The following is a 14,776-nucleotide window of genomic DNA, read 5'->3' on the forward strand; positions in this document are numbered from 1 at the left end:
ATATGGTGTTTGCCACACGAGCCAAAGCCCTCCGCGCGGTCATGCGCTACATCGAAGGCTTCTATAATCGACGTAGGCTCCACTCGGCGAACGGGTACCGAACCCCATGGGAGGTCCACACCGAGTACCTGGACCGACAGCAGGCCGCATAGATCACCCATCAAGCAGCTGTCCGGAAAACGCGAGGCCCCTCAGAATCTCCTGCATGCCCTCCACCCAGTAGCAGATCGCCCCCAGCCTACAATCGCGTTCCGGCCTGGAGAACCTCTCCCACCGGCAGACACACAACCCTGGCCAACCTCCGCCGACTGTGCTGAACTGCGTAAGTAAGTCGCTGATCGGGATGGTGGCGTTGATGTCGGATCCGATGACCATAGCGATCGCCACGGCTATGGCAGGTAAGGCTGTCGAGGTGGCGGGCGAGCCGGCCAAGGAGGCAGTGGCCGGCATCGTTCGTAGGGTCCGCGACCGGTTCCGTGGGCGCTCAGACGAAGTCGTTCTGACCGCCGCTGCGGCAAACCCCGACTCCATGACTCACATGGATGAGTTTGCGCTGGCGCTTCGCCGCCTCATGACCGAAGATCCCGCCTTCCGAGCCGAGCTCGAAGTCCTGTGGAACCAGGTAGAAACGAGTTCGACAGTCCAGCATGGCGGCGTCGTCAACAACTTCCATGGCCAGGCGGAGAAGGTCATCATGACAGGCGACATCGATGGGGGCCTGACGATCAACTAACGCGGTGACGGTGGCCCCGTCTTCGCCAGTCTGGCCAGAGCTGGCCCGTTCGTGGCCCGGGGCAGCCACGTTGTCGTCATGCTGCAGATCTCCCGCGCCAGACGCTGGCGCATCTATGGTCCGCCCCGCCCCGCGCCGCTGAGACATCGCCTTCGAAGACGAAGCTCCCCACAGAACCCACCGCAGTGGTCCCCGTGGAAGCAGGGGACGTGCTGCACGCCCCGCGCTGCTGGTGGCACGCCGCCACCTCCGCAGGCGAACCGTCCCTGCATCCAACAGGCGGCCTGGCCGGCCGCACTGGAGTCGACCTGCTCACTTGGCTGGTTGATGAACTCCACCCTGAGCAGGCCATCCGCCAGGCCCTTCCGGGAAGCGGCGGCCAGGACCACCGGGCTTCCTGGCGGGACCAAGGGGCCAAACTCGTGCAGGGGCGACAGTCTCCGGGAAAGAAAGAGGCCCACAAGCTCAGGCGTCCGGGTCGACCGTGCGGAGTAGATCGAGGAAGCCGGTGAGCGTGTTCATCTGCTCGCTGGTCAGGGGATCCGGGCTGAAGTGCATGGTTTCGTTCCGGATTCCGGTCACGGCCTTCATCAGTTCCAGGAAGAGCTGGTGGTCCAGAGGCCATGCAAGCTTGGACCAACGCTCCGCTGGCTCCAGAAGGAACCAGAAGTTGCCCAGCGTGAGGTCTCCCGCCGAGCGCACCCGATCCGGCCGTCTACGCGCGCAGCTGCGGATCTCCTCCAGTGACAGCTTCTCGTTCACGCGGCGCCGCAGCCGACGTTCAATCTCTTCGATGAGGACGAACGGCCTGGCCAGGTCGTCGAACTGACGGGTCAGGTCGGCCGCCGTGACGATCCCACACAGCCCTGACTTGTCCTGGCTGCGGACGAAGACGAAGCCCCGGGTGTAGATCTGGTCGATCTGCTCGAGGAGTGGCTCGTGGTACTCCACGACCAGGGCCGCCACCGTGGCGTCGGCCATCGAGGCACTCGCTTTCGCGACCTGGGCACGTCCGATGGACTCCCAGCTCACCGCGCCGTGGAACGTGCCGTCTTCCGAGACCACGGCCAGCTGCGAGAAGTTCTTCAACACCATCAGCGTTGTCGCCTTGTGCAGCGAGTCCTCGGGCCGAACTGCCGTAACGGCACCGTTCGCCGCCTTGAGATCACCGATCCGCAGCGTGATCCCGGGAAGCTCCGAGGCGTCCTCGGTGTCGTCCGCCACCTGCGCCGGGAAGCTCGTCTCGCCAACGACCGGCTCCTCCCCCACCGGGACGAGCTGGATGAAGTTGTCAACCCACCCTTCCGTGAAGGCCGGCCGGGTCGCGAGCCCCTTCTCCTCCAGCGCCCCCTCGATCTCGGCCACAACATCGGGCGTCCGACGGGCAGCGTCCCAGTAACCGAGGAGCGCCCTGATCGTCAGCCGAACAGGATCACCGGGGCTGCGTTCGGCTGCCTCCGCCAGCAGATCCGAACGACTCCGCGCCTCGTATTCGCCCCCGGCCATCCCGACACCCGGATCGGTCCCATGGGCGGCCAAGTGTGCAACGCGGCGCGCGGCGTCGAAACGGGTCAAGCCGCAGACCGTCAGCAGGGATCCGAGGCTGTCAAGCAGGTCCTGCTTGATGACGTCGCGGGAGATTTCGGTCCGGATCCATTCGACCGGCCGGGTGTGCCGAAACCCTTCCGGCGCATCGTGCCGATAGACATATGGGCCGATGACCCGCCCCACCGCCACTCGCCCGGGACGAGTCTTGAGCGGGAGGACGATGTGGTCCCCCTCTTGGATGATGTCCAGGAATCGCCAAAGCTGGCCGGTCCAGTTGGCGATGCGTGCCTTGCCGTCGTCGGGATAGGTCTTCTGGACGATCCGTCGAAGGTCTTCCCGGGACCCCGCGCCGCCGATGTCACTGAACGTTTTTCAGCGGGGCCTGTGGGTTGGGTGATCACAGCATGATCGCGGACGGCGCGGCGGGCCCTGGAACGTGGAAAGCCCCTGGTAGGACGGGTGATCTCTCACAACCGACCGTCCCCACCAGAGGCTTCACATGCTTCTATCGTTCTTCGCTGCCGTTGTCGCGTCAGACCCTGAACTACACGACCGGAGTGGTCCGCCGGCACCGCACGAGCATCGGCAGCCGAGGGCGGGCCCTCACGCCGGGTGCGCAAGCGTTGATGGTGCTGGTCTACCTGCGGAAAGGCGAAACGTTCGCCGGCCTGGCGGCCGGGTTCGGGGTGTCCACCTCGACCGCGTGGCGCTACGTCAACGAGACCGTCCAGCTGCTGGCCGCCCGCTCACCCAAGCTCGCCCAGGCGTTGCGCAAGGCCGCCCGCGACGGGCTGCTGTACCTGGTGCTGGACGGCACGCTCATCCCGATCGACCGCGTCGCCGCCGACCGGCCGTTCTACTCCGGGAAACATCGACGGCACGGCATGAACCTGCAGGTCATAGCCGCACCCGACGGAACCATCGTGTGGGTGTCGGGCGCGTTGCCCGGCTCGGTCCACGACCTGACCGCCGCCCGCATCTGGGGCATCCCACGAGAGCTGGACGCCGCGGGGTTCCTGGTCCTGGCCGACAAGGCCTACCAAGGCGCGGACGGGCCGCTGCTCGTCCCGTACCGCGGCACCGGCAAACCCGAGTCGCAGAAGACCGCCAACCGGGCCCACGCCCGGCTCCGCGCGCCCGGCGAACGCGCGAACGCCCAGCTCAAACACTGGGCCATCCTCGACAAGCTCCGCTGCTGCCCACACCGCGCCGGCCACCTCGCCAAAGCCATCCACGTCCTACACAACCGCGAAGCTCAAGCTCGCTGAAAAAGGCTCACTGAGTTCGTCCCAACCGAGGATGGCGAGCCCCTCGGCCAGGGACTGGCTCTCACGTTCACCGTCACGGCCGCCACGGATCATCCAGGCCGCCGGAACCAGATTAGCCATCGCGTATCACTCCTACGGCTCGACACCGTCTCCCAAGATCACCTGACACCCTAACCCGAGAGTAAAGTTAACCTCCTCTCCTTTGCGCCATCTGCCCATTTTTCAGGCCGTCGACCGCCCATCATCAGCACAAAGGTCCCATTTCGCTTTGTGTCGTCGCCGGTCCGAGCAAGATCCTGGCCACGGCGTAACGGATCGTGACGAGGTAGGTGGTTCATGGAGTCCGTCATGCCGTCCGATCCGCGGCGGATCGCGGGGATCGAGCTGCATGGTCGGCTCGGCGAAGGCGGGATGGGGCAGGTCTTCTTCGGGGTCACCCCAGGTGGCGGCCAGGTCGCAGTCAAGATCGTCCACAAGGCGTACGCCGACCGCGAGGACATCCGTGAGCGGTTCGATCGCGAAGTCACCGCCATGAGCATGATGCAAGGCCCGCGCGTCGCCTCGCTCATCGCTGCTGCTGGGCCGGACGACGAGCAACCGCGGCTGGCGATGGAGTACGTCCGCGGGCTTACCCTGCGCGACTTCGTCCACGAGCACGGCCCCCTGGGCGCCGACATGGGAGCCGCTTTCGGCGACCTGCTCGCCGAGGGGCTGAGCGCGGTCCACGAAGCCGGGCTACTTCACCGCGACCTGAACCCGGCCAACATCCTGCTCGCCGACGACGACCCCAAGATCATCTACTTCAGGCTGGTCTCCCTCGGTGAGGCGCTGGACAGCTATGCCGCCGAGCTCACCACCAGCGGAGTCACACTCGGCGGCCGGTGACCTGCTCGGCGAGTTCAAATCTCCACCAAGTCGGGTCCTTCCCCGACGGCCACAGCCTCGACCCGTTCCGACTGCGAGGAGCGATCGAACAGTGCGCCACCGAGCTCGGCTAGACACCGGACCTGGTGTTCCTGAACAACCCCGAACGGCCTGCCGGAGCCCCTCGGCCGGGACGTTCTTGCTGCCGCCGTCACCGACACCATGAGGACGGGGCTGTCCAGCGGGTGGGGCATTGCCTCGTGGAACGTGAAGCGCTCATTCCGTTCCTGGACGAGGTGCCTGCGCCGGATGGGCTGATGACCAGGTGCGGGCTCACCTGCGCCCCAGCAGCGCTAGACGCCCGCCGAGCGCCTCGCCGAACTCCTCGGCTTCCCTGTCGCTGGCCGGTGGGGGATGGCCCCGTTCGGCGGCACCCCTGCCACCGTCCCATGGCCCACACCCGACACCTTCGTCCCGGGCAGGAAACGACGACACCGCTTCAAACCGCGTTCGCCGTCGCCTACCACCTGCCCCGCCTGGCGGCGGTCGCCGTCGGCGCCGACCAGCCCGGCCACCTCGCCGAGCTCGTAGCTGCGGCCGGGCTCGACATCGACCTGGTGCGGGTGGCTGCGTACCGGACCCTGCGCACTCAACGGAAGGCTACGGTGACGACGTGAACCTCCAAGCGACACTGTTCGACCTGTCGAAAGTGCCGCACGACGACGTGCTCGACATCACCGAAGCCCGGCTGTGCCTCACCCTCGACCGGGCCGCCGGCCACTACAGCGCCCTCAACGGAACCGCCGGATTCCCCACCAGCGCAGGCACCTGGGTCCGCCTGGCCTGGCACCGCCCGGCGCAGGTGAACGCGGAAACACTCACCGGGTTCGAGGCCGCACTGGACCTGGACCAGGTGCCGCGCCCCATCTGGCGATCCGCCGCAACCTGGCACGACGACAACCGGGATGTGGTGTGGCGAGCCGATGAAATGACGCAGGTCACCGACCCCGCCGTGTCGGCCACCGGATTCGTCACCACCGACCCCGGCTTGCCAGACACCTGGTGGGCGGACCTGCGGACTGCGTCCAAGTTGCTGGCCGCCCACCCGACACGGCGGGTCTGCATGACCCAGGAGCACCTGTCCCGGCGGATCGCCGAGGTGTACGGCGATGAGCTCGACACCACCATCACCGCCTGGGCGACCGTCCACGGCGACCTGGGATGGGCGAACGTGTGCGCGCCGACGCTCACGCTCATCGACTGGGAGTCGTGGGGCAGGGGCCCGGCCGCCCTCGACGCCGCGACGCTGTGGGTCGCTTCCCTCCAGGTACCGTCCCTGGCTGCCAAGGTGCTGGAGGTATTCGACGAGGTGCTCTCCACCCGGACCGGGCAGCTGGTGCGGCTCATGCAGTGCGCCAACGTCGCCAGAGCCTTCAGCCGAACCAGCCGCAAGGGGCCACTCACCGACATCATGGCCGCCCACGCGACCGAGCTACTCGCCGAACTGACCTGAACACGGCTCGCCTCTGCAAGTGCTTGGTGATGGTGCCGAGCATCGTGGCCCTAGCTCAGCGCGGAAACTCCACATCGTCAGGATTAATCACTCTCCGTGTCGGCCAAATCGCGACAAGCGGCCCGAAGTGTCAGCGCGATCCCTGATACTGAGATCCGGGCACGAGACTGGTGGTTCCCGAGACGCAGCGAGGTGGATGAGGCCGGTGGACGTTCGGATCAAGGCTCTTGCCGACCGATCCCCCAACTTCGGCTTCCTCCTCGGCCATGAGCCTCTGCTCGTCCTCTATGGGGCGGGCGCGGAAGCGGCGATCTTCACGGATCCGAACGTAGCGCTGCTCAAGGCTCGCCAGTTTGGTGAGGTCCTGGCCATCGACCTGGCACGACGAGGCCGAGTCCGCGTGAGTGGGAGTCGGCAGGTCGACCGCCTCCACGCGCTGAACCGCGAAGGCTTTCTCCACGGCGACGTAGAGGCCGCGTTCAACAAGATTCGTGACCTCGGTAACCACGAAGTCCACAGCAACCTCGGTATTGCCAACACTCCTGCCGACCAGCAGAAGGCTTTCGAAGCGGTGAAGACCTGCTTCCGGTTGGGGGTGTGGTTTCACCGCCTCCTGGACGGCAGCCGCGAAGTCCGCCCCTTCGTACCGCCTCAGCCTCCGACCATTCCCGAGACTCGAATGTCGGAGGATGTCACCGGTCTAGCTGAGCTGAGGGCTGCGGTCGAGCAGGCCCAGGAGGAGCTTGCGCAGTCCCGGCTGACCTTCGAACACAAGGCTTCGCAGCTGGAGGCCGAGCGAGATGCCCGCCGGGCAGCCGAGGATGAGGCCGCCCGATCCGAAACCGGCAGGGCCGAACTGCGCTCAATCGTAGAGCAGTTGCAAAGTCAGATCGCGGCGTTGCAGCGCAGGTTCGAGGCTGCACCAGCTACGGCGTCACTGCAGCAGCGCGAGGATCTACTAGCTAATGCCGAGAGTGCTTCCCGTGAGCCGAAGAATGAGGTTCAGGTCCGCGAGATCCTGGACCGGATGCTCCAGGATGCGGGCTGGTCGGTACAGAATGCCGGTGTCGGGTTGGACTTGTGGGGCCCTCAGGGGGTCGCTGTTCGCGAGGTCGCCACCAAGATCGGTCCCGCTGACTACCTGCTATATGTGGACCGCAAGCTCATCGGTGTGATCGAGGCCAAGCGTGAGGGCGCCGACCTTTCGGCAGCCGAACAGCAGGCCGACGGCTATGCAGAGCACCTGAAGTCCGAGCAACGTCGGGCCTCCTGGCGCCCAACGCTACCGTTCCGATACGCCTCGGACGGCGGTGTCACCACTTTCCGCAACACTCTGGACCCTGACTCGAGAACCCGGCAGATCTCCTACTTCCACCGGCCGCAGACGATCGCCCGTTGGATGCACGACGCCGACCACGACCCCCAGGCACCCACATACCGAGCCAAGCTCCGGAGCCGTCTACCCGAGCTGGTCATCGAAGGCCTACGCCCGGCTCAGATCGAGGCAATCCGAGGGCTGGAGCATTCCCTGGGCGAGGGGCGCGAACGGGCACTGATCCAGATGGCCACTGGGGCTGGCAAGACCTTCACCGCCTGCACCTTCTCCTACCGCTTGATCAAGTACGCCAAGGCAGCCCGCATCCTGTTCCTGGTCGACCGCAACAACCTCGGCACCCAGGCCCGAACAGAATTCGAGAACTTCACCACGCCTGATGACGGAAGAAAGTTCACCGAGCTCTACAATGTGCAGCAGCTCACCGGCAACGCCATGCTCGATTCGTCCAGCGTCGTGGTCTCCACCATCCAGCGCCTCTACCTCGGCCTGTCCGGCAAGGCTATCCCCCAGAACGACGACCCCGAGTTGGACAGCTACGACATCGAAGGCGACCTCGTCCTCGCCTACAACCCCACCTTCCCACCCGAGACCTTCGATCTGATCGTCGTGGACGAATGCCACCGCTCGATCTACGGCAAGTGGCGTTCAGTACTGGAGTACTTCGACGCCCCTATCGTCGGTCTCACCGCGACCCCGGTGGCGCAGACGTTTGGGTTCTTCCACCAGAACCTGGTCAGCGAGTACACCTACGAGCAGGCGGTCGCAGACAACGTCAATGTCGACTTCAACGTATATCGGATCAAGACTGAGATCTCCGAGTCCGGGGCACTGATCGAGGCCGGAACCAGCGTCCCCGTCCGCGATCGGCGGACGCGACGGCAGCGATACGAAGACCTCGACGACGACTTCCAGTACACAGGCAAAGATGTCGGGAACCATGTGCTGAGTCTCGGCCAGATGCGGACCGTCATCCAGGCGTTCAAGGAGCGGCTGTACACCGAGATCTTCCCCGAACGAGCCAAGATCCCCGAAGACAAGCGGATGGTGCCCAAAACGCTCATCTTCGCCCGCAACGACGAGCACGCGGAAGAGATCGTTTCCGTCGTACGGGACGTGTTCGGCCGCGGCAATGACTTCTGCACGAAGATCACCCACAAGGCGAAGCGACCTCACGAGCTGCTTGCCCAGTTCCGCAACTCGGCCACGCTGCGGGTGGCGGTGACGGTCGACATGATCGCCACCGGCACCGATGTGAAGCCGCTAGAGTGCCTGATCTTCATGCGGGACGTGCGCAGCTGGTCCTACTTCGAGCAGATGAAAGGCCGAGGCGCCCGCACCGTGCCGCAAGCCGAGTTCCAGGCTGTCACCCCGGACCTGCCGGAGAAGACCAGGTTCGTCATCGTGGACGCCATCGGCGTCACCGAGAACCCGAAGGTCGACGCCGCCCCACTGGACAAGGGAGATCCGGCCAAGCGCGAAAGCCTCGAGAAGCTTCTCGCGAAGGTCGCGGCTGGCACCATCGGCGAGCAAGAAGTGTCTACGCTCGCGTCCCGGCTGGCTCGGCTAGACAAGGAGCTCAACAACCAACCCGCACAGCGGGTCGACATCGAGCAGGTCGCCGGACAGCCGCTCCACGACATCGTGCGTGGCATGGTCGACGCCGTCTCCGTGGACGCTCAGGAAGCCGCCCGTAGCAGCGGCGGCAAACAGGCCATGCAAGAGCTACTCGGCCGCGCACTGGAACCGCTCGCCTCCAATCCCGAGCTCCGCAAGCGACTGCTTGAGACCCGCCGAGCCCTCGACATCATCACCGACGAGGTAAATCAAGACCAGGTAGTATTCGCCGGCGCTGTCCTCAACGCCGAGCAAGGACAATCCATGATCACGAGCTGGCGCGAGTACCTCGAGGAAAACCGCGACGAGATCACCGCGTGGCACACCGCGTACAGCCAGCGCACCAAACCGCCTCACGAGATCTTCGCCGAGCTCCAGCGCATCGCCCAGCGGATCGCTCTCCCCCCGCGCCGTTGGACCCATGAACGGCTCTGGAAAGCCTACGAACAGGCCGGGCTTACCGCTGCGCGGGGGAACGCACGGCACAGCATCACAGACCTAGTCACCATTATCCGGTACGAACTGGGTATTGACCAACAACCCAGCCCATATGAGGAAGTCATCAGAGGCCGTTTTGTCAACTGGATCGCCCGAAAGGAACAAACCGGAACACGCTTCACCTGCGATCAGATGTGGTGGCTCGAGAACATCGCGCAGACCACCGCACTATCTGTAAGATTCGACACCGCGGCCTTGGACCACGTCCCGTTCAGCACCCAAGGCGGCACCGACGGCTTCCTCACGGCCTTCGGTGACGACCGCGCAATCAACATTCTCAACGAACTAGACCAGGACCTCACAGCATGAACAAGCTCCCTGATAACTGGACATGGGCAGAGCTTGGCGAGCTCGGGACATGGTATGGAGGCTCCACGCCCAGCAAGAAGCGCCCTGATTTTTGGGAAAATGGAACCATCCCATGGCTCTCCCCGAAAGACATGGGAGCTGATCGCCTCACAGCAACCCAAGATTTGATTACAGAATCCGCTCTCAGGGAGTCTTCAGTTCGACTCATTCCAGCAAATTCCGTCGCGATAGTTATCCGGTCAGGAATTTTGGAGCGCAAGGTCCCTGTTGCTTACGTTCCGTTCGCAACGACTCTCAATCAAGACATGAAGGCGGTCCGTCCCAGAGACGATGTGGACCCACGATGGATCACTTGGGGGCTCAAGGCTTTTGAACGGCAAATTCTTGACACCTGCCGAAAAACGGGAACCACGGTAGCCTCGCTGGAGGTTCCATGGCTGATGAAATTCAAGCTGCCGATTCCACATCTCTCGGAACAGCAGCGGATCCTCGCGGACCTCGAAGAACATCTTTCCCGCCTTCAAGTCACAATGCGAGCCCTAAAAGACATCGAATCCAAGGGCAAGCAGATGCGCTCCCAAATACTGGGATCTGCATTCAGTGGACAGTTTTAAGGGGGATCGGATGGCACTTGAGCCAATAAGAAATCTTGTTCCGCGAGATCTGGTCAGCCAGTTGTGGAGCTATTGCGAACTGTTGCGCCATAGCGGCGTCTCAACACTCGACTACGTGGAGCAGTTGACATATCTACTGTTTCTCAAGATCGCCGATGAACGATCGAATCGAAAGTTGAATTCTGAGCGGATCGTGCCACAAGGAATGGACTGGGCCAGCCTGGTCAACAAGTCGGGTGACGATCTGCTCGACCAGTACGAGCACATTCTTCCATTGCTGGGGCGCCAGCCCGGAATGCTTGGCTCGATCTTTGAGGGGGCAAAGAACAAAATTCAGTCACCATCGGTGCTTGAACGGCTGGTCAAGGATCTAATCGGGCAGTACCGCTGGGGTAGCGAGAGCACCGACGTCAAAGGCGACGCCTACGAGGGGTTGTTGCAACGCGGGGCCGAAGACCGAAAGACAGGGGCAGGACAGTACTTCACGCCCCGTGCAGTGATCGATGCCATGGTGGAGTGCATCAACCCAGGGCCGAATGACACGGTCTTCGATCCAGCCTGTGGGACCGGCGGATTCTTGATCGCGGCGCATAGCCATATCGTTCGCAACCACGGATCAGAACTGGACAGCGATCGTCGTCGCGCTCTGAGCAGTGGTGCAGTCCGTGGAGTTGAGCTCGTCCGCGAGACGGCACGGTTGGCGTCGATGAACATGTTGATCCACGGGATTGGTCAGCCAAACGGCAAGGAGCTCATCGAGGTCCGGGACTCCTTGGCTGAGCCACCGGCCAGCCGGGTGGACGTGGTCCTGGCCAATCCTCCATTCGGTGTAGGAACGGTGACGGGCGAGAACTACGGAAAAGTCCGTCAGGATCTGTGGACCGAGACCACCAACAAGCAACTCAACTTCGTTCAACACATCTTTACGTTGTTGAACATGGGCGGCCGTGCCGCAGTTGTACTGCCAGATAACGTGTTGTTTGAATCTGGCGCTGGAGAGGTAATCCGCCGCGAGTTGCTGGCCCGGTGCGACGTGCACACATTGCTTCGACTTCCAAAGAACATCTTCTACGCTGGCGGAGTCAAAGCCAACGTGCTGTTCTTCGACAAGAAGAAGCCGCGCGCTGACGGTGTTCCTCGGACTAAACTGCTGTGGGTGTACGACCTACGCACGGGTCAGAACTTTACAATGAAGCGGAACCCACTCACCCGGGCAGACCTGGATGACTTCATCAAGTCCTACCGGCCAGGGGATCGAGGGGCTCGATACGAGACAGATCGCTTCAAGGCGTTCGACTACAACGAGCTCATCACGCGGGACAAGGTCAACCTGGATCTGATGTTCCTACAGGACTCAATCACCGAGGTGATGCCCAGCCCTGACGTCACCGCACAGGAGATCGTGGAGGAACTGGAGGCTGCACTGGCCGAATTTTCAGCCATCACGGAGTCACTCCGGGCGCTAAGATCCCACCGTGAGGATTCCGACATTCAGGATTGATCGACCGGCGGCTGTTACGAATAGTCACCCACCTTCCCAGGAAGGTGACGCAAGGTGACGATCGCGCATCAGCTCTTCGACTCGCTGTGGTCCTTCTACCAGCGAGAACTCAGCGTAGAGGGTGTATCCGAGCTTGACTACGTCGAGCAGCTAACGTACCTGCTCTTCTTGAAGATCGATGATGAGCGGAGCATGCGTGGGCTGAACACGGTTCAAGTGGTGCCGACGTCTCTGGGCTGGAAGGGGCTTCGCCATCTCACAGGCGAGGCGCTAGAACGACAGTACGGTTACACCCTTGAGCAGTGTGGCAAGACAGCAGGCATCAGTCCAGAGGACCGGGCTAAGGCCATAATCTTCCGCAAGGCCAAGGGGACCATTCGTAACCCGGCAAAGCTTCGCGCTCTGGTGTCCAATGAGATCGGCCGACGGAAGTGGACAGAGCTGGGCCCGTCCACGCTAGGTGACCTCTACCGGATGCTGCTCCACGAGGCCAGCGTGAACTTTAACCTCGAGTCAGGACAGACACTCACCCCTGAGCCACTCGTCTCGGCAGTGATCGATTGCGTACGCCCCGCGGCCGAAGCCAGGGTGTTCGACCCCGCCTGTGGGACGGGCCAACTACTCGTGGCCGCCTACCAGGCTATGGAACGGGACGCGGAAGCCCGAAATCGTTCCGGCCAGCACGCCGAGATCGCCGAAGGAGCACTCACAGGGTATGACTTCGACGAGCGCCTGTGTCGGTTCGCCACCATGAACGTCCTGCTTAGCTTTGGTCGCCCATTCAACGCTCCCCCGACCATTGAAGAGCGCAATACGCTGGCCAAGTCCTCCGATGTGAAACCAACGCTGATTATATGTAATCCGCCATTCAAGACGCAGGCTCCCCAGCCTCAGGGGCGCACAGATCTGATCGTTGACAGCAACAGCAACCCACTGAACTTCCTCCAACACATCGCAACTACACTCCCCAATGGCGCAAAAGCAGTGGTATTCGTGCCGGATAATGTGTTGTTCGAAGGAAACTCTGAACGCACGGTCCGTCAATGGATCTTCCAGCACTGCACAGTTCACACGCTACTTCGGCTGCCCAGCGGGGTATTCGAACGAGGAGGTGCGAGGTCCAACATTCTTTTCTTTGATCGTAGAGAGGTTCGCCCCGACGGTCGGCCGGCAACCGAACGCGTCGATATCTACGATTTCCGTACCGGGAAGCACTTTCAGGTGGCCAGGAATCCTCTCAAACGGTCGGATCTTGACGACTTTGTCGCATGGTACCACTCCGACCGGTCACCCGATCCAAGGCATCCGGCAGTATCACTGACCTACGACCAGATAGCAAGCACCTACGACTTTCGCCTTAATATCCTCTACCGCGGTGGCGACCCAGTCACGGAAATCCCCGACCCGCGGTCCATGGCTATGGATATCGCCGATCAGTTGGAGGCCGCAGCCAAAGAGTTCAGGGGGATCGCCACGAGCTTCCCCGAAGTCCCCGACCTTGCGGAGACCGACGATTGAATACGAACAAATTCCCCTTCAAGCGTTTCACGGACAACATCCAGTATGCACAGCGCATGATTAACGGTGGCCTCACCCTGGAGACGCTCGGGGCCTCAGGGGTGGATCTCGGCACTCTCACCAGTGACCATGCTCCCCATCCAGACGATTTGTACCGAGCTGCCTGGACGCAGGCGACGACAGCGCTCGATCACTGGCTCCACGAAGCGATCATCGACTACATCGTCGCCCACACCGACGACACGACGTGGGAGCGACCCAAGGGGTTGAACGCGCTAAAAATGGATTTCGGTCATGCCGAAGAGCTCTCCGGACCTCGCCAAAAGCGAATTGTCATCCAGGAATTTCTCCGAAAAGAACTAAACCGCAGCACCTACCAAAGGAGCGCCGTCATCAGCGACGGGCTTAGACTAGCGGTGCACCTGAATGGGGGTCAGATCTGGGCCAGCATCGGAGCTCCCTGCAATATGTCCGCCAACGAAGCGATCAGCTGGCACGACGCAATTGTGGACCGGCGTAACAAGATTGCCCATCGTGCTGATCTTGATGACCAAGGCAGGCGCACCCCGATGAGCGCGGCGGAAGCCCAGGGAACCCTGGATTGGATCACTCACGTCGGATCTGAGGTCGCTTTGCTGCTCCACTGAGCCTGCAGTTCCGGGTGTCGGTATGGCAAGTACACCATCGGCTTCGTCTATGTGCTGAGCAACGAGGCGATGCCGAGTGTCGTCAAGGTCGGCTTGACGGCCAAGCTCACAGAAGATCGCACAAAAAGCTCCACTGCACCGCCGTCCCCTCCCCTTCGACGTCGACTTCCGGGCGGCGATCTCGCATCCACGCGCTGTGGCCGTCTGCTCTTCGCGTGCTCGTCGGCGATCGTGGCCAGCATCTGCTCCACATGCCCTGCACTCACCTCCGCCAGCAGCAACTCGCCAAGTAGCGGCACCAGATACCGGCGGGCGTGATCGGCGTAACCGGCCACCGTAGAGGCGGCGCCCGGATGGTTCTCCAACCACCACGCCAACCACTCGGCCACCTTCAACGGCCGCCCACGCGGTCCACGCAACCGCCGCAGCTCCTCCTCAGCGGCCTTACGAGTTGGAAAGCCGCCCCGGCGAATCCGCCGACGCCGCCCATCCGGGCCGCGCCCGAGCTCCAACCGCAGATACCAACTGCCGTGCCCACGCTCCGTCACCAGCCGCGGACACCCCACGCCGACCGCACGGCCAGAACCCGGAACCTCACAGCCACACCGCCGGCACACCCCGGCAGTCATCCTTCTTCTGCCCATGAACTCACCCTGCGCTCAGGACATCCGGCACGAGCTCCCCAGAGAGCCAGAACCGGTTGTCACCTAGGCAGCGGTGAAGCCGAACCCCTGGCCTGGCTATAGCGAACGGCGAACGAACTCGCATCGCAGCAACGGGCGAGTTGGTTGATGGTGAGCCGGCCACGGTCCT

12 protein-coding genes and 2 pseudogenes are annotated in these 14,776 nt (G+C 63.0%); 11 read left to right on the forward strand and 3 right to left on the reverse strand.

The features are described 5' to 3' along the window. Together EBO15_RS29605 and EBO15_RS29610 are read left to right on the forward strand one after the other, a co-directional pair. Positions 1–152: pseudogene (locus EBO15_RS29605) on the forward strand (IS3-like element ISAar4 family transposase); the annotation flags it as partial. Positions 153–355: 203 nt separating this feature from the next. Then, positions 356–733 carry a hypothetical protein gene (locus EBO15_RS29610; protein ID WP_147481705.1) on the forward strand — a complete coding sequence of 126 codons (378 nt, stop codon included), beginning with the start codon at positions 356–358 and terminating at the stop codon, positions 731–733. A gap of 465 nt (positions 734–1,198) precedes the next feature. Here the strand turns inward: EBO15_RS29610 and EBO15_RS29620 are convergent, their stop codons facing one another. Next, complete coding sequence (locus EBO15_RS29620; protein ID WP_147481706.1) at positions 1,199–2,464, reverse strand: CBS domain-containing protein; 1,266 nt, start codon at positions 2,462–2,464, stop codon at positions 1,199–1,201. Between the two features lie 335 nt (positions 2,465–2,799). On the opposite strand from EBO15_RS29620, the gene EBO15_RS29625 reads away from it, so the two are divergent. From EBO15_RS29625 to EBO15_RS29670, 9 genes are all read left to right on the forward strand, one after another. Then, positions 2,800–3,549, forward strand: coding sequence for a transposase family protein (locus tag EBO15_RS29625; RefSeq protein WP_122197785.1), 750 nt, complete (start codon positions 2,800–2,802; stop codon positions 3,547–3,549). Positions 3,550–3,897: 348 nt separating this feature from the next. Continuing rightward, positions 3,898–4,434, forward strand: coding sequence for a protein kinase domain-containing protein (locus tag EBO15_RS29630; RefSeq protein ID WP_158628386.1), 537 nt, complete (start codon positions 3,898–3,900; stop codon positions 4,432–4,434). Between the two features lie 428 nt (positions 4,435–4,862). Continuing rightward, on the forward strand, positions 4,863–5,090 hold the full coding sequence (locus EBO15_RS29640) for a hypothetical protein (RefSeq protein WP_122197762.1): 228 nt from the start codon (positions 4,863–4,865) through the stop codon (positions 5,088–5,090). Then, on the forward strand, positions 5,087–5,926 hold the full coding sequence (locus tag EBO15_RS29645; RefSeq protein WP_122197763.1) for an aminoglycoside phosphotransferase: 840 nt from the start codon (positions 5,087–5,089) through the stop codon (positions 5,924–5,926). Before EBO15_RS29640 ends, EBO15_RS29645 begins: the two co-directional genes overlap by 4 nt. 205 nt (positions 5,927–6,131) lie before the next feature. Further along, positions 6,132–9,683: a type I restriction endonuclease subunit R gene (locus tag EBO15_RS29650; RefSeq protein ID WP_199744884.1), complete on the forward strand. Its 3,552-nt coding sequence runs from the start codon at positions 6,132–6,134 to the stop codon at positions 9,681–9,683. Further along, positions 9,680–10,297, forward strand: a complete 618-nt coding sequence (locus EBO15_RS29655) for a restriction endonuclease subunit S (RefSeq protein ID WP_122197764.1) — start codon at positions 9,680–9,682, stop codon at positions 10,295–10,297. The genes EBO15_RS29650 and EBO15_RS29655 overlap by 4 nt, the downstream gene beginning before the upstream one ends. A 10-nt stretch (positions 10,298–10,307) precedes the next feature. After that, positions 10,308–11,798 (forward strand): class I SAM-dependent DNA methyltransferase, encoded by a 1,491-nt coding sequence (locus tag EBO15_RS29660; RefSeq protein WP_122197765.1) that lies wholly within the window; start codon positions 10,308–10,310, stop codon positions 11,796–11,798. Positions 11,799–11,852: 54 nt separating this feature from the next. Continuing rightward, positions 11,853–13,316, forward strand: coding sequence for an HsdM family class I SAM-dependent methyltransferase (locus EBO15_RS29665; RefSeq protein WP_122197766.1), 1,464 nt, complete (start codon positions 11,853–11,855; stop codon positions 13,314–13,316). Beyond that, a complete protein-coding gene (locus EBO15_RS29670) occupies positions 13,313–13,963 on the forward strand; it encodes a hypothetical protein (RefSeq protein WP_147481707.1) in 651 nt (216 codons plus the stop codon). The genes EBO15_RS29665 and EBO15_RS29670 overlap by 4 nt, the downstream gene beginning before the upstream one ends. Before the next feature lie 47 nt (positions 13,964–14,010). Here the strand turns inward: EBO15_RS29670 and EBO15_RS29675 are convergent, their stop codons facing one another. Next, positions 14,011–14,358 carry a hypothetical protein gene (locus tag EBO15_RS29675; protein ID WP_233616518.1) on the reverse strand — a complete coding sequence of 116 codons (348 nt, stop codon included), beginning with the start codon at positions 14,356–14,358 and terminating at the stop codon, positions 14,011–14,013. Positions 14,359–14,394: 36 nt separating this feature from the next. Further along, a pseudogene (locus EBO15_RS47365) lies at positions 14,395–14,607 on the reverse strand (Arm DNA-binding domain-containing protein); the annotation flags it as partial. Between the last annotated feature and the right edge of the window lie 169 nt (positions 14,608–14,776).

It is taken from the genome of Actinomadura harenae, assembly GCF_003696215.1.
In the GTDB taxonomy this organism is placed as follows: Bacteria; Actinomycetota; Actinomycetes; order Streptosporangiales; family Streptosporangiaceae; genus Spirillospora; species Spirillospora harenae.